The organism is Shimia sp. R9_1 (assembly GCF_017743775.1).
Lineage (GTDB): Bacteria > Pseudomonadota > Alphaproteobacteria > Rhodobacterales > Rhodobacteraceae > Shimia.
On sequence record NZ_JAGHRN010000008.1, the window covers coordinates 23,955 to 45,411 of the forward strand.

The 21,457-nt window shown below is 53.9% G+C and carries 23 protein-coding genes; 19 read left to right on the forward strand and 4 right to left on the reverse strand.

The features are described 5' to 3' along the window. Positions 1-99 precede the first annotated feature (99 nt). The 12 genes from J7399_RS19395 (at position 100) to J7399_RS19450 (ending at position 12,648) form a co-directional block, all read left to right on the forward strand. A complete protein-coding gene (locus J7399_RS19395; protein WP_209089076.1) occupies positions 100-2,076 on the forward strand; it encodes a TonB-dependent receptor in 1,977 nt (658 codons plus the stop codon). 83 nt (positions 2,077-2,159) lie between these two features. Further along, positions 2,160-2,447, forward strand: coding sequence for a DUF2218 domain-containing protein (locus J7399_RS19400; protein WP_209089079.1), 288 nt, complete (start codon positions 2,160-2,162; stop codon positions 2,445-2,447). A gap of 223 nt (positions 2,448-2,670) precedes the next feature. Further along, positions 2,671-4,902 carry a TonB-dependent siderophore receptor gene (locus J7399_RS19405; RefSeq protein ID WP_209089082.1) on the forward strand — a complete coding sequence of 744 codons (2,232 nt, stop codon included), beginning with the start codon at positions 2,671-2,673 and terminating at the stop codon, positions 4,900-4,902. A 172-nt stretch (positions 4,903-5,074) separates the two neighbouring features. Beyond that, positions 5,075-6,076 (forward strand): ABC transporter substrate-binding protein, encoded by a 1,002-nt coding sequence (locus J7399_RS19410; RefSeq protein ID WP_348539486.1) that lies wholly within the window; start codon positions 5,075-5,077, stop codon positions 6,074-6,076. After that, entirely contained in the window at positions 6,073-7,101 is a 1,029-nt protein-coding gene (locus tag J7399_RS19415; RefSeq protein ID WP_209089084.1) for an iron ABC transporter permease, read from the forward strand. Before J7399_RS19410 ends, J7399_RS19415 begins: the two co-directional genes overlap by 4 nt. Further along, positions 7,098-8,114 carry an iron chelate uptake ABC transporter family permease subunit gene (locus tag J7399_RS19420; RefSeq protein WP_209089087.1) on the forward strand — a complete coding sequence of 339 codons (1,017 nt, stop codon included), beginning with the start codon at positions 7,098-7,100 and terminating at the stop codon, positions 8,112-8,114. Before J7399_RS19415 ends, J7399_RS19420 begins: the two co-directional genes overlap by 4 nt. Further along, positions 8,114-8,896 carry an ABC transporter ATP-binding protein gene (locus J7399_RS19425; protein ID WP_209089274.1) on the forward strand — a complete coding sequence of 261 codons (783 nt, stop codon included), beginning with the start codon at positions 8,114-8,116 and terminating at the stop codon, positions 8,894-8,896. The genes J7399_RS19420 and J7399_RS19425 overlap by 1 nt, the downstream gene beginning before the upstream one ends. 11 nt (positions 8,897-8,907) lie before the next feature. Beyond that, positions 8,908-9,954, forward strand: a complete 1,047-nt coding sequence (locus J7399_RS19430; protein WP_209089090.1) for a siderophore-interacting protein — start codon at positions 8,908-8,910, stop codon at positions 9,952-9,954. Further along, positions 9,954-11,036 carry a MotA/TolQ/ExbB proton channel family protein gene (locus J7399_RS19435; RefSeq protein WP_209089092.1) on the forward strand — a complete coding sequence of 361 codons (1,083 nt, stop codon included), beginning with the start codon at positions 9,954-9,956 and terminating at the stop codon, positions 11,034-11,036. The genes J7399_RS19430 and J7399_RS19435 overlap by 1 nt, the downstream gene beginning before the upstream one ends. Before the next feature lies 1 nt (position 11,037). Then, on the forward strand, positions 11,038-11,409 hold the full coding sequence (locus tag J7399_RS19440) for a biopolymer transporter ExbD (RefSeq protein WP_209089095.1): 372 nt from the start codon (positions 11,038-11,040) through the stop codon (positions 11,407-11,409). A gap of 4 nt (positions 11,410-11,413) precedes the next feature. Continuing rightward, the gene (locus J7399_RS19445; protein WP_209089098.1) at positions 11,414-11,797 is read left to right on the forward strand and encodes a biopolymer transporter ExbD; all 384 of its coding nucleotides are present in this window, start codon (positions 11,414-11,416) and stop codon (positions 11,795-11,797) included. A 44-nt stretch (positions 11,798-11,841) separates the two neighbouring features. Continuing rightward, positions 11,842-12,648, forward strand: a complete 807-nt coding sequence (locus J7399_RS19450; RefSeq protein WP_348539485.1) for a TonB family protein — start codon at positions 11,842-11,844, stop codon at positions 12,646-12,648. A 412-nt stretch (positions 12,649-13,060) separates the two neighbouring features. Here the strand turns inward: J7399_RS19450 and J7399_RS19455 are convergent, their stop codons facing one another. Continuing rightward, positions 13,061-13,423 (reverse strand): hypothetical protein, encoded by a 363-nt coding sequence (locus J7399_RS19455; protein WP_209089105.1) that lies wholly within the window; start codon positions 13,421-13,423, stop codon positions 13,061-13,063. Between the two features lie 48 nt (positions 13,424-13,471). Between J7399_RS19455 and J7399_RS19460 the strand changes: the two genes are divergently transcribed. From J7399_RS19460 to J7399_RS19470, 3 genes are read left to right on the forward strand one after another with little or no spacing between them, the layout of a single operon-like run. Beyond that, positions 13,472-13,909 carry a hypothetical protein gene (locus J7399_RS19460; RefSeq protein WP_209089108.1) on the forward strand — a complete coding sequence of 146 codons (438 nt, stop codon included), beginning with the start codon at positions 13,472-13,474 and terminating at the stop codon, positions 13,907-13,909. Continuing rightward, entirely contained in the window at positions 13,906-14,256 is a 351-nt protein-coding gene (gene tnpB, locus J7399_RS19465; RefSeq protein ID WP_209089110.1) for an IS66 family insertion sequence element accessory protein TnpB, read from the forward strand. The genes J7399_RS19460 and tnpB overlap by 4 nt, the downstream gene beginning before the upstream one ends. Before the next feature lie 20 nt (positions 14,257-14,276). Continuing rightward, complete coding sequence (locus J7399_RS19470; RefSeq protein WP_209089113.1) at positions 14,277-14,519, forward strand: type II toxin-antitoxin system VapB family antitoxin; 243 nt, start codon at positions 14,277-14,279, stop codon at positions 14,517-14,519. A 395-nt stretch (positions 14,520-14,914) separates the two neighbouring features. Here the strand turns inward: J7399_RS19470 and J7399_RS19475 are convergent, their stop codons facing one another. From J7399_RS19475 to J7399_RS19485, 3 genes are read right to left on the reverse strand one after another with little or no spacing between them, the layout of a single operon-like run. Beyond that, positions 14,915-15,946 carry an AbrB family transcriptional regulator gene (locus J7399_RS19475; RefSeq protein WP_209089115.1) on the reverse strand — a complete coding sequence of 344 codons (1,032 nt, stop codon included), beginning with the start codon at positions 15,944-15,946 and terminating at the stop codon, positions 14,915-14,917. 28 nt (positions 15,947-15,974) lie between these two features. Next, positions 15,975-17,486, reverse strand: coding sequence for a M81 family metallopeptidase (locus J7399_RS19480; protein WP_209089118.1), 1,512 nt, complete (start codon positions 17,484-17,486; stop codon positions 15,975-15,977). A gap of 51 nt (positions 17,487-17,537) precedes the next feature. Continuing rightward, positions 17,538-18,236, reverse strand: a complete 699-nt coding sequence (locus tag J7399_RS19485; RefSeq protein ID WP_209089120.1) for a GntR family transcriptional regulator — start codon at positions 18,234-18,236, stop codon at positions 17,538-17,540. Between the two features lie 44 nt (positions 18,237-18,280). Between J7399_RS19485 and J7399_RS19490 the strand changes: the two genes are divergently transcribed. The 4 genes from J7399_RS19490 to J7399_RS19505 all read left to right on the forward strand — a co-directional run bounded on the left by J7399_RS19490 (position 18,281) and on the right by J7399_RS19505 (position 21,425). After that, positions 18,281-19,048, forward strand: coding sequence for an RraA family protein (locus tag J7399_RS19490; RefSeq protein WP_209089123.1), 768 nt, complete (start codon positions 18,281-18,283; stop codon positions 19,046-19,048). After that, positions 19,045-19,872, forward strand: coding sequence for a creatininase family protein (locus tag J7399_RS19495; RefSeq protein ID WP_209089126.1), 828 nt, complete (start codon positions 19,045-19,047; stop codon positions 19,870-19,872). The genes J7399_RS19490 and J7399_RS19495 overlap by 4 nt, the downstream gene beginning before the upstream one ends. Beyond that, on the forward strand, positions 19,848-20,831 hold the full coding sequence (locus tag J7399_RS19500; protein ID WP_209089129.1) for a tripartite tricarboxylate transporter substrate binding protein: 984 nt from the start codon (positions 19,848-19,850) through the stop codon (positions 20,829-20,831). The genes J7399_RS19495 and J7399_RS19500 overlap by 25 nt, the downstream gene beginning before the upstream one ends. Before the next feature lie 66 nt (positions 20,832-20,897). Beyond that, the gene (locus J7399_RS19505; protein WP_209089131.1) at positions 20,898-21,425 is read left to right on the forward strand and encodes a hypothetical protein; all 528 of its coding nucleotides are present in this window, start codon (positions 20,898-20,900) and stop codon (positions 21,423-21,425) included. The last annotated feature ends 32 nt before the right edge of the window (positions 21,426-21,457 follow it).

A 21,457-nucleotide genomic window follows, 5' to 3' on the forward strand; every position in this document is an offset into this window, starting at 1 on the left:
GCAAAGGAATTTGGTCATCGCGCAAAGAGAGGTATCTGGCAGGGTCCAATTTGTTTATTTACTTAACTGAGCAAATTAGTCAACTTTTGAGGTCTGCAAATGTCTTTGCGTGCTTTCATTTTGGCGGGTACCGCTTTGTCCACGCCATTTTTTGTTACCTCTGCCTACGCGCAGGCGGTCCCGCTCGATGATCTAGAAACCAGTAGCTTTGATTTGGGGGAAATTCGGATCGAAGCAGAAGATGCACAGAATCTGCTGGGCAACGTCACAATATCTGAGGAAGATCTCGAAGCACGCGCTCCGACGACAGCCAAGGATATCTTTGCAGGCGAAAGTGCGGTCACCGCGGGTGGCGGTGCTGCGATAGCACAAAAGATATTTGTGAATGGGATCGAAGAAAGCCTACTTTCGGTTACCATTGATGGCGCGCGCCAAAACAAGTCGGCGTTTCACCATACAGGAAACGTGCTGCTGGATCCTGTCTTGTTGAAATCGGTCGAGGTCAGCAAAGGTTTGGCACCTGCAGACTCTGGTGCAGGTGCACTGGCCGGCTCGATTGCCTATGAGACCAAAGACGCCAATGACCTACTGGAGGAGGGCGACAATTTCGGCGGGCTAGCCACATTGGGCACGGCCGACAATGGCATTGATCTGAGCAGTTCTCTTGCACTGTTTGGGCGCGCCAATGGTTTTGAATACCTCTTGAGCGCCACACGTCGAAGTGGTGACGACTACGAAGACGGCGACGGAAATGTCGTTCCCGGTACAGAGGCGGACTTGACCGATTATGTGGGCAAATTTGCGTATGAAAGCCAGAACGGCCATAGGTTTGAGTTTGCCGGATCGCAAACCGAAGATACGGGGCTGCGGACAGCGCAAGCCGGGCCGGGTGGCATTCTATTCACGCGCCCTGATTTTGCAGGCATCACATCGGGGCCGAGCGTTTTGGCCGAAGGTCTGTCCCGACGAACCTCTTATACGTTTACCTACACCAACACCCAGCCACAGGGCATTTGGGATCCGTTGGTCCAAATCAGCTATAACGAACAAGAGATTGATGCCATTGGTGTTTACGGCGTCAACGAAAGCCTGAGCGGTACCATCAAAAACAGCTTCGCCATTTCGGGCGGCAGCTTGACCGCAGGCATAGATTTTTTTGATGAAACCGCAGAAGGAGAGGGGCGTGGGCCCGGGCCTTTTGCAAGTTCCGGCCGCGAAGAACTGAGCAATGTCGGCATTTTTGCACAGGCTCGCCAAGATATCTCTGATCGGGTGTCTGTGAGCTATGGCGCAAGATTGGACAGCCAGTCTTTTACTGGCGCAGACGGGTCAGATTTTTCTGATGAAGGTATCAGCGTTAACGGTGCCTTGGATGTCATTCTATCCGACAGATGGAGCTTGAATGCGGGTCTCGCCTCTACCTGGGGTGGCTATGAGCTGGGCGAAGCGGCGCTTGTCAATTTCGGGAGCGCTTGGAACTACGCTGGTTTCACAACCTCCCGCGCGGAAGCGGCGCGGATTGGTCTTCGGTACGATTATGGCGGCTGGAAATTCGGCGCGGCGCTGTTTCACACGGATGTCAGTGACATCGCGGCTGTCCTTCCAAGTGGCGGAGCTCGTGGTGCAACCGCAGATTTGACAAGTCAGGGCATCGACGCTTCCGCAGAGTACAGCTGGTATGCGGGCTTTGTGCGGGCAAATTGGACCTACGCTGATGTTGAGCTTGATGGGGAGGCCGTGGGCTCCACGGCTTACTATCTCGGCCGCCCGATGGGGCATATTGTGGCGCTGGAAGGCGGATGGCAGATCGACGACCAATGGCGTGTCGGTGGCACTGCCGAAATTGCTCTCAAAAACACCGATACGGACATCACATTGCCCGGCTATGAGGTCTTCAATGTCTATACGACCTATACGCCTCCCGCAGCTGAGAATTTGGAATTACGCTTGGGGGTCAACAACCTGTTTGACGAAACCTATGCCAGCCGCAGCTCCGATGGGATCGACTCCTCGCGAGTTATCCCTCTGAACGAGCCGGGCCGTACAGTTTCTTTCACTGCACGCCTGCGGTTCTGAGGACCCATATCGAACGCTGGGGGAAGTGAACATCACATGCATTCTCCCAGCCTTTGAAAATCAAAAATCATTGATGAGAACTCATGAGAAAACAGAACGGGCGCTTTGAGACCCTTCATGCGAGAAAATACCTTCAGCAATTGGGCAAGCATTTTGCGCATAAAGTGGAGGTCAGTTTTAGTGAAACGTACTGCTGTGTTTCTTTTCCTTTTGGGCAAGCAACGATTTCAGCCAGCGAAACTGCACTCGACGTCAGCTTGAGCGGTGAGACTGAAGAAGCGCTGTCTAGGGGGCGTCTGGTGATCGACTCTCATCTTAAGAGATTTGCGTTCCGGGAAGCATTTGAAGAAATGAAGTGGCAAGAATTATAGCTTAGTTCTTGCTGTGCGAGATTTAAAGTAATTATTTTTCAGGTACTTAAACTGTTTAGATAGGATTTCATAAGAAAAGTGTGCTGTTGATGCAACATTTTGTGCTTTCTCGATGGTTAACAAATTGACCGTATGAGCACTTAAACCTAAGCGGGAGCGTCTTTGAGACCCCCAAGCACTACGCCAGGCAGCGCTCTAAGAAATCCAAAAAAAGGAATGGGACATGCTGTTGCGGCGTACGACTGTGTCCCTGTGCGCATTGGTTGCTGCTTTGCCGGCTGCTGCACAGGACATCCAGCTAGAAGACATCAACATAAGCGGTGCAGGCAACGAGGGCTTCTTTGGTGAAGCTGTTTCTCTTGAAACTGGTAGCATTGCAAAGACGGGAGATCCTATTGTTGAGACCCCGCGGTCGGTGAGTGTGATAACGGCCGAGCAGATTCAGGAGCGTGGTGCACGTGATCTGGAAGAGGTTTTAGCCTATACACCAGGTGTTCGCGCGGGGCTTTTTGGTCAGGACAACCGTGCCGATTGGGCCAACGTTCGTGGGTTCACCCCAAACTTTCTGCAAGATGGGCTGCAGACCCGCTATGACTTCTATAATAGCCCTCGCCCCGAAACATTCATGTTCAATAGCGTTGAAGTATTACGTGGGCCTGCCTCTGGGCTCTATGGAAGCGGTTCTGTAGGCGGGGTGATCAACACAACTTCCAAGACCTCAGCACAAGATGCCCCAAACATTGTGCAGTTTCAGCTGGGTAGCAATAACCGAAAGCAAGTTGGCGTTGATGTCAGCGGCGATGGAAATGAGAGCGGAACACTCAGATACCGTTTCGTAGGTTTGCTGCGCGATTCAGATGATGTTTTGCTATCTTCGCGAGACGATACCATCAATTTGGCGCCGTCCGTCACTTGGCGCCCTTCCGACGATACGGAGCTGACGGTTCTTGCGAGCTATCAAAGCAGTCGCGCGACACCAGCCACGCAGTTTGCGTCTTGGATCGGGACATTGGAGCCGGTGCCATCGGGGTTTGTGATTCCAGATCTGTCTGGTGGTGGAGGGGCGCCGACTGTTGTGCCGACGCCGCACGCTGGGCGCGAGTTTGAGTCTGACCTATATGTTGGCGAGCCTGGATTTGATCGATATGACTCAGAGTCCGCAAGCCTGTCTGCCAGCTTCCAGCATCGTTTCAATAGTGTTTGGTCATTGAATGCAAATGCGCGCTATACTGACTCTGATGTTGAATATGATCATGCATATTGGTACGGCGCGACAGATATCCGAAATAACCTTCCTGCGCTTGCGCAATATATCTATCTTGGACGCTACAACCCTGACGGCACAATCAACCGTACCTTCTATAAAGCACGGAACTCTCTCAAGACGTTCGCAGCTGATGCTTACGCAACGGCAGATTACGAACTAGGCTCTGTCGAGATGCGCAGCATTGTTGGCTTGAGCTACAGCCGTGGTGAGTTTGATAAAGATACCTCGGACAACACCGATCCAAACAACCATGGCGCGCCCATTAACCCGTTTGACCCAACATACGGCAATGTCATCGACGTTGCGATAGTTGATACTCCTTCCGTCACCACCAAAGAGTGGGGGATTTACTCGCAGAACCGCGCGACCATTAACGACCGTTTGTTTGTCGACTTCGGTGTGCGATACGGTAGCGTTGATGTGGGTGAGAACCTAGACTCCTCGAGTGGACGCTTGCGTCCCGGTGCTGATGACAGCGCTTGGACTGGCAATGCGGCTATCATGTACCGCTTTGACAACGGGCTTGCACCTTACGTCAGCTGGGCAACAAGCTTCCAACAAGAAGCGTTTGGTACCGACGCCAATGGTCGGCCGTTTGAGCCAACTGAAGGTGAACAATATGAGGTTGGTGTAAAGTTCCAACCAACTGGCACAAATACACTGTTGTCTGCGGCGGCATTTGATATCACGAAGTCCAATTTGCTACAGAGAGATCCGGCAAATCCCAACTTCCAGGTGCAGTCCGGCGAGACAACGTCCAAAGGGGTCGAACTGGAAGCCTATCACAGCTTCGGGGACATCTCTGTTCAGGCATCTTATACCTATCTCGATACACAGACCGACTCCCAAGACTTTATTGATGGTATTCCTGAGCATCTGGCGTCCGCTTGGGTGAACTACACACCTAAACAACTCGATGGCTGGAGCTTTGGTCTGGGTGCACGGTATACTGGATCGTCTTTTGGTTCGGCGGGTCTTCCTGTTGCGCTGCCGGGGCTGCCGACTGAGTTCAAAACCGGCGCTTATACTTTGTTTGATGCGGCAGTGTCTTATCGGAAAGACGACTGGTTAGTGGCGCTTAATGTCAACAATCTATCAGACGAGCGTGTTATCACCGGTTGTGGCGCATTTTCCTGCTACTTCGGCGAAGGCCGCAATGTGATGCTTACTGTCAGCAAAACATTCTAATCAAACAACAAAGGGCCAATCGCGCGCACCGTAGTTGGCCCTTTCAAATCTTGACAAAATTACTTTTCCAAACTACCCAAGCACTTCAGCCACTGCCGGTACATTCAGTTGCACACCGGTAGCCAGCCTCGAGTTTTGGACAGTCCACTTCACATGGATATGCAAGCAAGAGGTGCGGAAATTGCGCGCTTTTCATAAATTGGCATTATTGATTTCCTTGCTCTGTCCTATTGCAGCGAAGTCAGAGTCTTTCCCTGTTGAAATCACTCACAAATATGGTTCTGCGGTTGTTCTGTCCGAGCCAAAAAAAATTGTGTCTCTGAGCTTTATAGGGCACGATTTTCTGCTTTCGCTGGGCGTAGTGCCTCATGCTTTGCGCATGTGGTACGGCACGCATCCCTATGGGGTTTGGCCCTGGGCGCAAGATGCATTGGGAGAAGGAACCCCCATCGTCATGCGCGGCGAGATCGACATTGAACAAATCGCCGCAATGAAACCTGACCTGATTGTCGGGCAGTGGAGTGGCATGACTGAAAAAGACTATGCGCTTCTGAGCCAGATCGCGCCCACCATCGCCCCGCAGGAGGCATGGGGGGACTACGGCGCCCCCTGGGCGGAGATGCACCGCGTTCTGGGTCTTGCAACTGGGCGGCAGTCGATTGCTGAGGCGCAAATCGCGCGCATTCAGGGGCGCTTCGCAGATATCCGCGCCGCTCATCCGGACTGGCAGGGCGCCACGTCTGTGGTGGTCTGGTCAGGCAGTACCGGAGCCTATTCCAGCCGCGACATTCGTGGACAATTCATGGCAGAACTTGGCTTTCGAGAACCGCCCGCGCTTAAAGAGATTGGGTTGTTTGACAGTTTTTATAAGCTGATCCCCGAAGAGGTCACGGAGCCAATCGATGCGGATGCCCTGATCTGGATTGACGCAGGCAAAAATGTTCAGCGTCTTAATAGTCTTCCGCTGCGGCATACCATGCGCGCCTATCGAGAAGGCCGAGAAATCTATCTGGGTATGGATATGTCTGCGGCGTTGTCCCATGCCAGTCCATTGAGCATTGACTACACTTTGGACGCGTTGGTTCCGTTGCTTGAGGCTGCAATGGATGGTGATCCGGCAACCGTGGTCTCCTCCTCTCAACAGGCGGGCATTCTGCCGGAGGTGCAGCCATGAGCGTATACACCTCAGAAGCGCCCATGGCGCGGTCACAAGACAGGCGTGGGCTTTGGTTGCTGATCGCGACCTGCGCCGTCATGTGCCTTGCGGTCCTAGCGTTGCGCTTTGGATATCGCGCGGTGTCGTGGAACGACGTGCTTACGCTTTTTGTTGGTTTTGAAAGCTCTGTTGCGGAGCATATTGCGGTCCGTGAAATTCGTCTGCCGCGCCTTGTGGCTGCGCTACTCGCGGGCAGCGCCCTGGGCGTCTCTGGTGCGTTGATCCAAGGGATGACCCGCAACCCTTTGGCCGACCCCGGGTTGCTTGGGATCAACGCCGGAGCAGCCTTTGGGGTTGTTGTGGTGGTCTTTGCGCTCCGCTGGAGCGATCCAAGCCAGTTTATCTGGGTTGCCATGGCAGGGGGCACTTTGGGGGCGCTGAGCGTCTTTGCACTGGGGGGCGGCGCACAAGCCAAGCCGGCGCGTTTGTTGCTGGCTGGGGCCGCCATAACCGCCTTCTTTCTTGCCATGACACGGGCGGTTTTGTTGATGAGCCGACAAAGTCTGGACGTGTATCGATTTTGGGTGCTCGGCGGTCTGGATGGCATCAGCTTTAACGATATCAGCGCGCTCTTACCATTTTTTGCCGCAGGATTTTTGGTCGCGATTTTGTCCGGACATCTGCTCAATACGCTGATGTTGGGGGAAGACACCGCCAAGGGACTTGGCGTCAATGTTGGGCTGGCGAAATTGATCAGCGGCGTGGCGATTGTTTTGCTCGCAGCAAGCACGGTGGCGCTGGCAGGGCCCATTGCCTTTATCGGGCTGATGGTGCCGCACATCGCGCGCCCCTTTGCCCGGCAGGACATGCGCTGGATGGTTGGCTTCAGCGCTGTAATCGGTGCAGGCCTGCTCCTGATGGCCGATCTTCTGGGACGGCTGTCAATGCTTGGCGGCAATATGCAGGCGGGTGTTATGGCGGCGCTGATCGGCGGCCCAACGCTGGTGGTTATGGTGCGCAAAGGGGGTGGACGAAAACTATGAGCATCTCGCTGCAAACCGCGCGCTTTTCTTTTGAAATCAGCCCCCGCGCCGCGGTGGCTGGCGCCTTGCTGTCTCTGCTTGGCCTGTCTGTCGCGTTACTTTCGCTCAGCATTGGCAGCTATCCACTGAGCATTCCGCAACTCCTGCTTGGTCTGGCTGGCCAGCTTGACGGGGTGGAGGCGATGATTGTTCTGGAGCACCGCCTACCGCGCATATTGGTGGCAATCGGGGCAGGGGCTGCCTTTGGCATGGCTGGCGCAATGTTTCAAACCATGTTGCGCAACCCTCTGGCATCGCCCGATGTGATTGGCTTTACCGCAGGTGCAAATTTCGGAGCTTTGCTGGCGGTTTTGCTAACCGGGGGCATGGTTGTAGCAGGGGCCTTGGCTGGTGGCGTGGCAACAGCGCTGACGGTCGCACTCTTGGCCTGGAACAATGGGTTGCAGATCAACCGGTTGATTTTGGTTGGTATCGGTGTGAGTCTTTCTCTCGCGGCGGCCGCGGATTTGTTACTCAGTTGGACAGATGAGCGCATCGCGGCAGATATGGCCCAATGGTTGACAGGGTCTCTAAACACGCGCTCCTTTGCCGATGTTGCCCTTATCTGGGCTGGCATCGCCTTGCTTCTACCATTGATTATCTGGCTGCTCTTCCCGCTTACGCGTTTGGCAATGAGTGATGAAACCGTGGTTGGGCTTGGCTTGTCGCTGGTATCGCTGCGGCTGCTTATCACAGGCGTAGCGGTCGCCCTTGTGGCCTTGGCCGTCAGCGTCGCCGGCCCTCTTCCCTTTGTCTCATTTGTATCCGGACCAATTGCACGCGGCATTGTACGTGGTGGTCAACCTGCGGTTATTGCCGCCGCATTGGTGGGGGCGGTGGTCACATTGCTCGCTGACCTGGCGGCGCGCTCCGTTCCATTTGTTCAGTTGCCCGCTGGTGTGTTCACAGCGTTGATCGGTGCACCCGTCCTGATGTGGCTGCTAATGCGCCAATTCCGAAGAGGAAACCTCTGATGAGTCAATCTACCAGACTGCGAGCCGAAACCGTCTCTGTTGTCTTTAATAATAAGCCTGTCTTAGATGCGCTGTCTCTTGATGTGCCAGACGGCAAAATAACGGTAATTGTCGGGCCCAACGCCTGTGGGAAATCCACTTTGCTGCGCTCTTTGTCTCGGTTACAGGGGGTCGATAGTGGTCAGATCGTGTTGGATGGCAAAGCGATTGGCAAACTGAGATCCAAGTTCGTTGCGCGATCTCTTGCGGTTCTGCCTCAGGCACCCGTTGCGCCAGAGGGGATCTCTGTTCATGATCTGGTGCGTCGCGGGCGGACACCGCATCAATCAGCGTTGCAGCAATGGACAAAAGCGGATCGCGACGCGGTGGGCCACGCCTTGGATCTGACTGGCATGTCCCACAACGCTCACCGCAGTCTTGAAACGCTTTCTGGGGGGCAGCGCCAACGTGCTTGGATTGCGATGGCGCTGGCTCAAGACACGGACATTCTATTGTTGGATGAACCAACCACCTATCTTGATTTGCCGCATCAGATTGACTTGCTGAAGCTTGTACGGACGCTGAACAAAGAGACCGGGCGCACGGTTGCAATGGTGCTGCATGATATCAATCTGGCCGCGCGTTTTGCAGATCACATCGTCGCTTTGAAAGACGGTCGTGTGCAAATTGAGGGTGGTCCGGAAGACGTCATCACAGAAGCGATGATGGGCGAGATTTTTTCATTACCTTGTACCGTGATCGCAGATCCGCTGCATGGTCATCCCCATGTCATTCCAAAATAGGGGCGCACCTTATGACTGAGCAAACACTCTTTCCACATGTGGCCGAGACAAGTCTGTCGGGCTTGGCGTTCGCTGCAGTTCGCGGGTTGCTCATGCACGAGGCCGAGGAACATGATCTAACTCTGTCGACTAACACCGAGAAAATGGTCCGGATGTCGACAGAATACGGGGATCTCTCATTCCAGGATATCAAAGGCGGTGTAAAAGCCGTTGCCATGTCAAAACGTGCAGATACGTTATTTATTTTGAAAGAGAGCCTCGTAGAAAGCATCTCGCATTTCGCACCAGAACTTGTTGAAACGCTTGTTTGGTCAGATGCTAGTTTGCATCAGGGGCATCCCCCTAACTTCCAATTTGCAACAGTAAAATCAGTGCGTGCAATCGGTGGCGATTTCATGCGTGTCGTGCTGCACGTTGAGGATGTTAGAAATTTCGTCGATTCCGCTATTCATTTTAGGATAATTTTGCCAGCGGTAGGCGATACCTTACCGGAATGGCCAACGGTAAATGAAAAGGGTGTGACCGTTTGGCCGAAAGGGGACAAGGCGCTGCACCGACCGGTTTACACCGTACGGCGGGCAGATATTGCAGCCAAAGAACTTGAATTTGACGTTTTTTTGCATGCTGGCGGGCGGACTACGGAATGGGCAAAAGCCGCGGTCAAAGGTTCCAAGATTGGCCTCACCGGGCCAGGCGGAGGGGGTATCCCAAAAACAAATAGAATTGCGGTCTATGCAGATGAAACGGCATTTCCGGCGGTCGCCCGCCTTTTGGAGGGGTTACCACGAGACAGTACTGGTAAGATTGTTGTGATGGCTGATGGAGGAGAAGCCTGTGGTTATATTTTCCCGGAACATCCTCGATTGAAACCTGAATGGGTAAAGCGGAATGCTGGCGAAGGGCTCGCTGCTCAAGCCATTGCAGACCAAAAAGATCATGCGGACCATATGCTTTGGTTTGCGTCAGAAAAAGAGGACGTTGCCCAAGTGCGCGCCTTTTGCAGCGGCGCAAACATCGACACCAAACAGCACTATATCGCGACGTACTGGAGCCGTTGATGACTAGAGTTCTTATTCTTCTTTCTGCTCTCCTGTTGCCTTTCTCAGCGTTGTCTCAAACTTCCCCATTGGGGTCCGAAGTTGCCTCTGAGACGGCATCCGCGCCCGTATTGAGCGCGCCCCAGGTGGAGACGAATGCGCCAAGCCTAAATTCGGTATTACCCACATCTGAAGTTACGGATGACGTGCCAGATGTTCCGCAATCAAATGGTGCAAATGTGCGGTCTGGAACGCGCGTAAATTCAGATTTGGATTCAGTAGGCGCTTCGGAAGCGGCAGATCGGAACACACCTGTACAGAGGCAGATTGGAGCCGATGAAGAACAAAACGCTTTGGCGAACGAAGCGATCATGGATGATGCGTCTTTTACCGCAATAACGGATGAAGACATTGTGCCAATGACTCGCCAGCAGGAGCTGACCGAGGTTGCGCAATCCGCGATTTCAAGCGCCTATCAGTTCTTGCGCGACGGTGGTCCAAGCATTTGGGCAATTGCTTCGCTTTCTGTCGCTACGTTGGCTTTGATCCTTTGGAAGATCTGGCAGCTGGCCTTGATGGGAGCATGGTCGCGAGGCAAAGCAGATCAGGCAATTCGAGCTTTCGAGAATGGAAATGCTCAGCTGTCTCTTGACATAGTGCGCCCCCGGCGCGGCGTGCGGTCCAAAGTAATTACTGCTACTCTCAATGCTATGGGGCGATTTGATGAAGATCGTGCCAGAGAGGATGCGGCGCGTGTCGCCAAAAATCAATTGGCTGAAGCGCGTGCGGGGCTCTCAGCTCTTGAACTTATAGCAACTATCGCGCCGCTATTGGGCTTGCTGGGCACGGTACTCGGCATGATTGCGGCCTTTCAAGCCCTGCAAAGTGCCGGTTCCAATGCGGATCCATCACAGCTTGCAGGTGGCATTTGGGAAGCGCTTTTGACTACTGCTGCCGGTATGGCAGTCGCTATTCCAGCTTCCGCGGCTCTGACTTGGTTTGAGAGTGTCATTGATCGTATCCACCGTGATATCGAGGATGCGGTCACACGTCTGTTTGTAGCCTTTGGCACGGAGCCTGATCTCAAAGTGGCGGCTGAATAAGATGTTTTTAGAGCCAAGTGTTCGTTCCCGTAGAAAACCCAGCTTAACGCCTATGATAGATGTGGTGTTTCTTTTGCTGGTATTCTTCATGCTGGCCTCTCGTTTTGGCACCGACGCCATGTTGAGTTTGCCGCTTGCTGCGGGAGGCGGCGTTTATTCCGGTCCACCACGTTTGATTGAAGTTGGTTCAAATGACGTCAAGTTGAATGGAATTGTTGTGGCAGATATTGTCGCTTCCGTCGCACCGCTGACCGAGACGATGAATGATACACTTATTTTACGGGGTGGTGCTGAAACACCTTTGCAACGCATTGTAGACGTCACTCAAACGCTGCGATCTGCGGGCTATACCTCGGTCGTTTTGGTTGAATAGCGCAATGCAGATTGAAAAGCCAAAACGCAGGGCACGTGGAGAAAGCATCGTTCCCATGATTAATGTGGTGTTTCTTCTGCTTATTTTCTTCCTGATGACCTCACGTTTGGCGGAGCCAACCCCATTCAAAATTACGCCACCAAATGCAAAGATAGATGCGAAACCTGTGGCAGAGGCAGTCGTATTCTTAAGCGAAGAAGGTATTTTGTCTTTCGACGGTCAGGAAGGCGAAGCTGCGTTAATCAAGCTGCTGGCGCAAAGCGCTAGGGCTTCGGTTATTCGCGTGCGTGCGGACCAAAGTGTTCCCTCCAACATCGCGGCAAAAACGCTTTCAGATCTTGCAGCTGCAGGCATGTCCAAGGTTGAGTTGATTGTGGTGCCACAATGAGGCGGACCCTAGAGTTTTGTGTCGCTGCATCTGTGGCGGTTGGAGTGCATGTCGCTGTCTTTGCAACTGTGCCAAAAACAGGTTCGGAAGCGGCTGGTTCCGGTGGAGAGGAGATGGTCTCTCTTTTGGGTGCTGCCCCAACGGTCGTGGAAATGGTAAAGAGCTGGGAACAGGCCCCAGAGACGCTCGTTGATGTAAATGAGGTCATGGAATCAGAAACGCCGATGTTGGAGCCGCCTGTTGTTCCGAGATTGGAGGATTCTGCACCCCGTGCAGAAGTGCGTTTGCATACTTTGCAAGACTCTAGTCCAGACCAATTTCAAATTGATCCTTTAGCGACTCAGCTGCCACCGTCACCTGTTGATGAGAAAAAGCCAGATCCGGATGCAGAACAACAGGAGCGTCCTGAAATCGATGAAGTAGAGCTGGAACCAAAGGAAGAGACAGCGCGTAAGGCTGATGTAAATTCGTCCGGGCGACAAGAACAGCGCGCGGCTGGTAGCAGCGGTGGAAGCAACGCGGGCAATACTGCAACAGCGACGGTTAGCACGGCAGAACAAGGCAAGAAGGCCAAGCTTAAAGCCGTTTGGGGCGCCAAGATCCGCAACAAAATAGCGCGCTTCCAAAGGTACCCGAGAGGTGATCATGGAAATGGGAGAGTTGTGGTGCGCATATTGGTTGCTCGCGATGGTCGCTTTGCCAATACGCAGATCTTGCGATCATCTGGAGTTTCGGCGCTCGACAAGGCCGCCGTTGTGGCTGTCAGGTCAGCAAAAAGAGGACCGAAGGCGCCCAAAGGATTGGAGGGCGAAACATTTAGTTTCAAGATCGCTCTGAATTTTAGTCGGTAGACCGTTTTGCATATTGTTTCGACTTAGGGTGTGAACTGTCATCGAGCTTTAACATTCCACGACCTTGCTGTGGCTGGCTCTCGAAGGACAGCCCGCTCTTCGTAAGTAAGGTGCATTCATTTTGAATATTTTTCTTTAAATACAGCATCTAATTTCAGTTCGGTAACGGCGGTTGCGTGCTCCCGCAACCAAAAATATCATTTTAGATCAATGCACTAGCGCCTCAAGAGGCGATCCTCGCGTTTGCGCTTCAAGAACCGTGGAAGCACTCTGGAAGCAATTGGAGCGGGAAATTGGTGTGGCCGACAAGCAACGCTCGCGAATGTCGCAAAGGCGCTAAGCGTGTAAGGTTCATCGTTTTGGGCGACTCGAAGGGTAGACTGCGTTTCAAACAACGCCGCAAGTTGTGACTTTATGACTCCAGATCAGTCTGGCCACTTTTTCTGATACCGACCAGATATCGTCGCAAATCTCCCAAGGTCAGATCATTCTCATTACTTTGGCCGATAACTAAATCCGCACTGAATTGTTCGACTATGACATCCAGCCGTGCGAGCATAGTATCTATGCGCGGCCAGTCTTTGGTGTTTCTGGCGGCATTGGAAATGTTGACCGCCGCTTTAGTTTCCGTAAGTACAATCTCTCGATCGTCAGGGAATGCGGAGCGCAAGGTGTCCAGCCGTGCGAGCATGGTGTCTATGCGGGTCCAGTCTTCGGCGTTTCCGGCGTCAATTGAAAGTAAGCGTTGCATCTGACCCCCTAAATCACCACTCATCAGCCAACACCTAGAAGTCTATGATGCCTCAAAAAGGATACAGGCATCATGAATTCCCAAGATTTAGGTGAGCTCGCCAGTGATCAAAAAATCGAAAATGTTTTCCACGCTTATGGTCACTCTATTCCCGTTGGGAAGGATGGCCGTCGTCTGTGGACCCGAAGGTTTAAAGATGAAATGGGTCAAAAAATGAAGTCTGGCCGTTTATCTGTCGGTGAAGTTGCAAAGATCTGTGGCGTCAAACACGAGACTGCGTCTAGGTGGAAGAAAGCATCCGAGAAAAAAGCGCTGGGTCCGCATTCCACATTGAGACCCAAATCCAAGCCGTCGTTTGCTGAGATTAAAGTCAGCTCACGTGAGCAAACTATCCCAGCCACGTCAGAAAACATCATCTTCAAGCGTGGTAGTTGCGAAGTCCAATTTCCCGCCACTTACCCACTTGGGAAACTTGCGACACTGATCCGTGCATTTGAGGACGACGTATGATTACACCGTCCGGGAATTTCAAATTCTACGTAGCGACCGAACCTGTGGACTTTCGCAAGGGTATGGATGGTCTGGCGTCCATTGTGATCAACGAATTTGACCTCGACCCCTTTAGCGGCGCCGTGGTCATTTTTAGGTCAAAACGTGCGGACCGGCTAAAACTCATTGTTTGGGATGGAACTGGGCTCGTGATGACGTACAAACGCATAGAAAGCAAAGGCTTTGTATGGCCAAGACTTCGAAACGGTATGATGAGCATGAGCAAAGCGCAGTTCGAAGCGCTTTTTGAAGGTCTCGATTGGAGACGAGTCGTTGGTGCCAGACCGTTCAAGCCTACTGCTGCATGAGTTTCAACAAGGCGTTGGGAATGGAACAGAAGATTGCAAACCAAATTCACGACTTGGTCCGACAACTGCGGGAAGTGACAGGCGTTCTTGATGATGACGTTGTCGTTCGCGACGCACTAGAGTTCCACCTCGCCAGTCATAGTGACAAACAGAGCCTTCGTGAGCGCATACAAGTGATCCAAAGGAAAGTTGAGGCTCTTGGTGAACTAGACGAGAATTTTGATTTCAAGAAGTTTCGTAACGAAATGTCGGACGACGAATAGTTCCGAATTGATCAAACAGCGCGCAACCCCATCAGATGGTAATCCAAAAAAGCGGACAATCGGTACGGTTCCTCTAATGCCTGGAACGCGGACAAACCCGCCTTTTGCTCGCACCACCGTTGCTGACGCAGCATCCGCTCGCATATGCGGCACGCCTGTTGTTGCGGAGCGGCGCAAATCACCGTTCCGGTCGTTCACCGCCATCAATTCCACCCACACCATTACCGCTCCTTCTCTGCAAGCTGATCAGTTCATCGAGACGCGGGCAATGCGGACGATCTAGCCGATGGGGTGAACGTCTGCTTATGTTCAGCTTGATTGGATGAAACAAATCAGCAGCGTGCACGCGGCAAGTTGAACCTAGCTGGCCGTAAGGGCGGATCCCGGAGTTTACGCTAATATCTTGACCGGATTTTCAAAATTCGAAACATGATCGGAGCAGCTGCGATCACCAGCAGAATTCTAATTATGTGCGCGGTCGCCACGAAAGCGATATCCGCGCCCATTGCAAGGGTCAGCAAACTCATCTCAGGCAAGCCTCCGGGGGCAAACGTCAGCAGGGTCTGCTTGATGTCGATACCTGTTTGCTGGCTGACCAATATTGCGCAAAGGCATGCGGCAAACATCATGCCCGTCGTCGCGATAATCGCTAGACCAATATCCCGCCAGATTTCGCTGATCGGAACACTCAAAAAGCGACAGCCGACAACCGTTCCCATGACCAACTGCGCAACATTTACGGCAGCCGTAGGGGGTGCGCTTTGCGTCAGCCCGGCCAGATGCACAAGCGAGGACAGGATCATTGGACCGATAACTTGCGCCGCTGGGAGGCGAAGTTTGGGGCCGACAAAAGCACCGACAACGGCACAAGAGATCAAGAGCGCGTAGTCCTGCTGGCTTAAATCTGCGAACCCCACGCTTTGCGTGGATTGACCCGTTGAGCGGACCTCAAAGAAGTACCAGAAGATGAACGACATGCTTGAGACGACAATCAACACCCGGCTGGCATGGGCCAAGGCAATACGACGCTCGATACCGCCTGCTTCAGCTCCGATCAGCATCATGTCGTTCAAGCCGCCTGGAGCGGACGAGAAATATGCCGTGATAGGATCGAAACGACCTATAAATCTATAGACTGCAAATGCCGCCGAGAATGCCATGACCACGAACAGGGGAATGTAGGCAATCGTTTCTGCCCATTCCGCGATCTGTTCAAACGTCTCGGGGTGAAAACCAGACCCGAGCATAACCCCCAGTATTGGCATAATTACTTTGCGAATCTGAAGGGGTGCTTTGACCGGCGCGCCACCAATGGCGGCCAATGTCACCAAGACCATCGGGCCCAACATCCATGGAAGAGGAAACCCAATCCCAACGGCGATCAATGCTCCCGCAAGCCCGATGGAAAGTGCGGTCACGTGGCCCATAGGATCAGGTTTACCTTTTTCTTGCTAGTTAGGGTTGACCGGCTACCAGGCCATCTTCGTCGGCGCGCCACTCTACGCCGTTGTCAATCGGGTGAATGGGGCGCGGCGTTTTCTGAAAATCTATGCGAGTCAATTCAGGGGAAGTCAGGCCGGGGCCGTCGATCTCAACCACTTGCGCCGGGTTAAAGAACTCATCGAATCCAGCCCTGAAGTGGCCGCGAGATTTCACGACGAGGGTATTGAAATTGGCGATGTTCAGTCCGAAGCGCTCGACGAAGGCAGGTTCGCACAATTGGCGGCGAATGCTTGACACAATGATCAATAGACCTGCGCAGCGTAGCAGCGCGCATTGGCCGAGATTCTGACTACCTCCGGCGTATAGACCGCGTCTGCACGCGACCGGACCATTTGCCAGCTTCACAACTTCAACCTCTGCAACATGGTGCCCTGATTGCGCATCCGTCTCGCTGCGATTGAATTCGGCATAGAACTTTGCCCCCTCGCCATGTTGCACGGCCTCGGCGGCAAGATCCGGATCAACGTGCATACCGACAAGTGCGTTTTCGACGCCTGCTTCGAGCATCGCACGCAGAATGGAAATAGTGTTACCGTGCCCACCGCCGCCGGGATTGTCGGCGACATCTCCGTAAATACGAGGGGTCTGCTCGTCCGACATTAGGGAGATGGCATCTTCAATTGAGGTTAGATTAGTCTGAAACTCTTCGCGGTCGTCCCAAAATGTCTGACCGATTTCGCGCGCCGTTTTCAGCGCCACGGAAGAAGTGTCAGCCGTAACGGTGACGTTCACGCCCGCTTTCGACGAATCGCCGACCGAGAACCCCGCGCACAGAGATACATTCCAGATCGGGTCGACCGCCCGAGCCACGGCATCTTTCATCATTCGCCCATAAGGCCCGCGGGTCGTGTCCAGTGTGGTCGAAGGCGGAATAAACGGCAAACGAACCAACGCGCGGCCGGTTTGCTGTCCGGCCAGAAGCCGTTTCATGGCGCGGGCGACTTCTTGCCCCCTTTCGAACTGATCCACATGTGGGTTGGTCCGGTAGGCGGCGATAAAGTCTGCACCCGCGATCATGGCCTGGCTGACATGGGCATGCAAATCCAGCGTCACCACAAGCGGCGTGTTCGGCCCGACAATATCGCGGATCAGAGAAATCAGCGTCCCGTCGGGGTCTTCGTCATTGGTTGAGATGCAGGCCCCGTGCGCGTCCAGATAGACACCATCGACGTCAAACGGAAGCCGGTCCCGCACCGCTTGCAAAAGTTCGTCGAAAAACGCGCCATCCATCATGCCGCCCGCACCTGCGAATGCCGCAAAAACCGGCACAGGTTCAAAATCCCCGAAATCCTCTTGGAACCCTCTGATACCAGCGGATGCCAATACCGGCCGCTTCTCAAGATCTTGAGCGAAGTCTTCGCCGATGGCTAAGCCTTGGGCCGCAAAATCCGAGCGCTCGGTTAACGGCGCAGCACGGTTGCTTTCCAAGTGGAAGTGGATCAGGGCAATGCGTGGCAGGGGCATGGCTTCAGCTTTACTTTATAAGGTGTATCGACAAGCAGTTCAGGCCCGCTGCTAGCGACCTTCCAATGCAATCAGCAGATCGGTTCGAGACCTTGAGCGGTGTTTTTTAAGTGCTTCGGCGGCTTCCTCGGCCCGACGTTCCAGCGCGAGGCGCATGATCAGCTCATGTTCCTCATCGACCACGCGAACGTATTCCGGCTCGAAGATCCTCTTGGGCAGTAGAATGCGGCGATACCGTTCAGAATGCAGGCTCAATGTGCGGATAAAGAATTGATGCCATTCAGATGTGTGCGCTCCGATCAAGGCCAGATGAAACTCCCTATGATAGTACTCCCGCTCGATCAAAGAGGTTCCCTCGCGAACGCGTTCCCTTTCAAGGCGATGAAACGCCAGAACCAGACGCTCTTCCCACTCGGTATCGCCATGCTGGATTGCTTGCACAAAGGCCTGCGATTCGAGTTGATCCCTTAGATCAAGCACTTCCACCAGATCCTGCGAGGAAAGATCGCGAACACTAAAACCAGTCATGCCCTTCGTTTGCACGAAACGTTCGCCAGAGAGCCGGTTTAACACTTCCCGGCATGAGCCGGTACTGCCACCATATTCGGACGTCAGTTCACGAACCTTAAGCTTTTGTCCCGGTTCAAGTTTTCCAGACCGAATGTCTTCGAGAATCGAATCATAAATCCGGTTCGTTATGGGTTCTTTGGCGGCAGAGGTCGTTGAGGGGGGCAGAATATCACTACGCATTTTTCTTTTTTAACATGCGATCGGGGATCAGAGAATAGTCGATTTTGAATTTATTGACCGAATATTTTATATCTGATACATATTTCACAATCATCGAAATAATGAAAATGTTCGAACATATGAGTAAGCGCTACCAAATTGCCCCCATGCCGGACCAGATCGGCAGTGAAATCTTGGCGATGTTGTCAAGCGTATCCGTTGCAACGGTCGGTCACCTGACCTGGAGCGGTTTTCTGGACCATCGCCACATCACCCCGCGTCAATCTGACAAGCGCATTGTGGGAACGGCCATTACGCTGCGGCTGCCCACTCCGGATTCAACGCTGTTGCATTATGCATCGGGGCGCGTGCGGCCAGGTGATATCGTCGTGATTGATCGTGCAGGCGACACACGCCTGGCCTGCCTGGGAGGCAATGTGGCATACGCTCTTATGCGGGCAGGCGCAGCGGGCGCCATTGTCGATGGCCCGATTTGCGACCCGGACGAAATCCGCGAACATGATTTTCCGGTATGGTCCTCTGGCGTCTCGCCGATCACAACGCGGCGAACGGGCCCTTCCGGCAGCCTGAACCTTTCGGTCAACTGCGGCGGTGTGGTGGTGCATGCGGGCGACCTGATCATGGCCGATGAAAGCGGCGTCATCTGCATTCCGCGCGCCGAAGCCCCTGCGCTTGCCATGGCTGCGGCGGCAAAGGAAAGCACAAGCACTCAACGTCGGGCTGCTATGCAAGCAGGTGCAACTTTGGGTGCATTGTCCGGTGCAGATGAACTGGTTGCTCAACATGGCGTGAATGTCGGGGCTTCGTCATGACTATGCTTGCCGGAACCACTGCCCCCAACGCACGCCGCGCCTTTGCCTCGGACGTACCCTTTCTGATCCCCGTCGGATCGACCGAGCCGCATGGCGGATCTACCCCGATGGGTGATTATCGGCTGGTGGAAGCTTTGGCACAGCGTCTCGCCTCTACTTCAGATTGCATTGCAGTGCCCACGCTGCCCTTTGGTCATGCCACATATTTCCAGAACGTGCCGGGAGGGATCGCGTTGTCGGCTGAGACCTTTGCCGCGGTGTTCGCGGAAATCGTGAATGGCCTCATTCGTGATGGTGCGCGGAATATCCTTGTTCTGAACGGGCATGGGGGCAATTCTGCTATCATCGCCAATCAGCTTCGGCTGGCCCGCGACAAGCATGGTCTTGTCATACCCTCGGTCAATGTCTGGGGAAAGTTCGACGACGCAATCTGGGAGAGGGCGCATCCTCAGCTTGGCATTCGCGCCAAGGGCCACGGGACCGAGCCGATGGGCTCGCTCAGCCGTTACCTGTTTCCGGACGACTGCCCGGAACAGAAAGATGTGCACCGCTCCGGGAAGGGTGAGCTAACTGGGATTCCGCTGATGTCCATGCATCAGGGCAAGTTCGAAGACCTCGACATTAACCTGCCAGTCTACGCTGAAGACATCAGCGAAGACGCAAAAATCAATGGTGAAAACGTGCCGTTCAGTGCCGAGGCAGGCAAAATCTTCTTCGACGACATCCTGCATAAACTCACCCGCTTCGCGGATGCCTACTTCAACCGCAAATCAGGAAAGATCAACCAAGGGAGTGAACCATGTACAGAACTTTCAAAGGCCTAGCGGCCGGTGCGAGCATCGCGCTGGCAGCCATGTCAGGGGCGGCGGCGGCCGCTGACGATTTCCCAAACGGCCCGGTGACAATCGTTGTGGGCGCAAAACCCGGCGGCGGTCTTGATACGCTCTCGCGTATCTTTGCGCCTGCATTGACCGAAGCGTTGGACAATCAACCCATCGTCGTTGCAAACCGTCCGGGCGCAGGGCAGTTGATCGGCCTGAAGTTCACCAAACCTGCAAAAGCGGACGGCCAGACTGTCGTGATGATCTCGGGCTCAGCCATGATCGCTACCATGGTCAAGGAAACCGGAGTGGACGTTCTGAATGACTTCAAACCGGTGGCGCATGTTGCTGTAGCAAACCTCGCTGTTGTTGCACCCAAGGCGCGCAACCTGAACTCGGTTGCTGATCTGAAACAAGCCATCCTGGACGCGGATGCGGCGGGCGAACAGCTCCGCTGGGCGCATACCGGCAAGGGCTCGATCACCGATGTGGCGATGACAAGCTGGTTGCTGGCAAACGGTTTGCAGGACAAGGTGCAGGACGTGCCGTTTGCTGGCGGTGCACCTGCTCGTGCTGCAATCATCGGCGACCAGGTCGCCTTTGGCGTGGTCGGCACGCACCACTATCTTGCCAACCTCGACACCATGAGCGCCATCGGTGTTATGGCCGAGGAACGTGATGGTCTAGCTCCCGACATGAAGTCTTTCGCTGAACAGAACACCGAGTTCGTCGCCATGCCCGCGCCTTACATCGTGTTGGCGCCGAAAGACACGCCTGATGAGGTTGTCGAAGAGCTGACGGCGGCATTCAAATTCGCCATCGATGACCCGGCCACTCAGGAAAAGGTCAAGAACGCCAACCTGAACGTCGTCTTTATGGACGGTGCCGAGACGCATGAACACATGAAAGACCTCATGAAAGCGTGGCGTCCGACGACCGACTCGGTTGCGGGCTCACTCTGACCGCGCTGATGTGTAGGGACTGTAGGCAGGTAAGCTGCCTACAGTCATCAGAATAGGGAGGGAACAATGCCAAAGTGGCTTGACGGAGAGGTCCTGTTCGGGCTCTTCATGATCATCGTTTTTCTGGCAGGCGCATATGATCTGCTGTCCGTCGGTGGCTTGGCTGGCATTGCCCAAGACAGCGGAGTTGCCTTCGCATTGGCCATCATCGTGTTGTCGGTCATTTTGCTGACAGTGGTTGTGCTATCACCATCTGCGCGCGCTAGCCGTGAAGAACGCGAGAACCCGGACGCCTATTTGCCCTTCATGACGCGGCGCGGTGTCCTGATTGCTTTGGTGGGCTGTTCCTATCCAATCCTGTTTTGGGCCGCGGAGTACATCATCGCAACGGCCATCGTAGGTTTCGTCGCAATCAGCCTGTTTACCGGCGAATTCGGTCGCAAGCAGGTGACGCTCGCGCTGTGCTTCACACTGTTTTCTTACCTGCTGTTCTTCTTTGTCCTGGGCATCACCGAAAGCGACGGCGCGCTGATTTCAACCGGATTGAACGACAAGGTGCCCACATGGCGCCGCGATTTCTTTGCCGCGTTTTGAACGCAACTGAAGACCGATCAAAAGGAAATAGA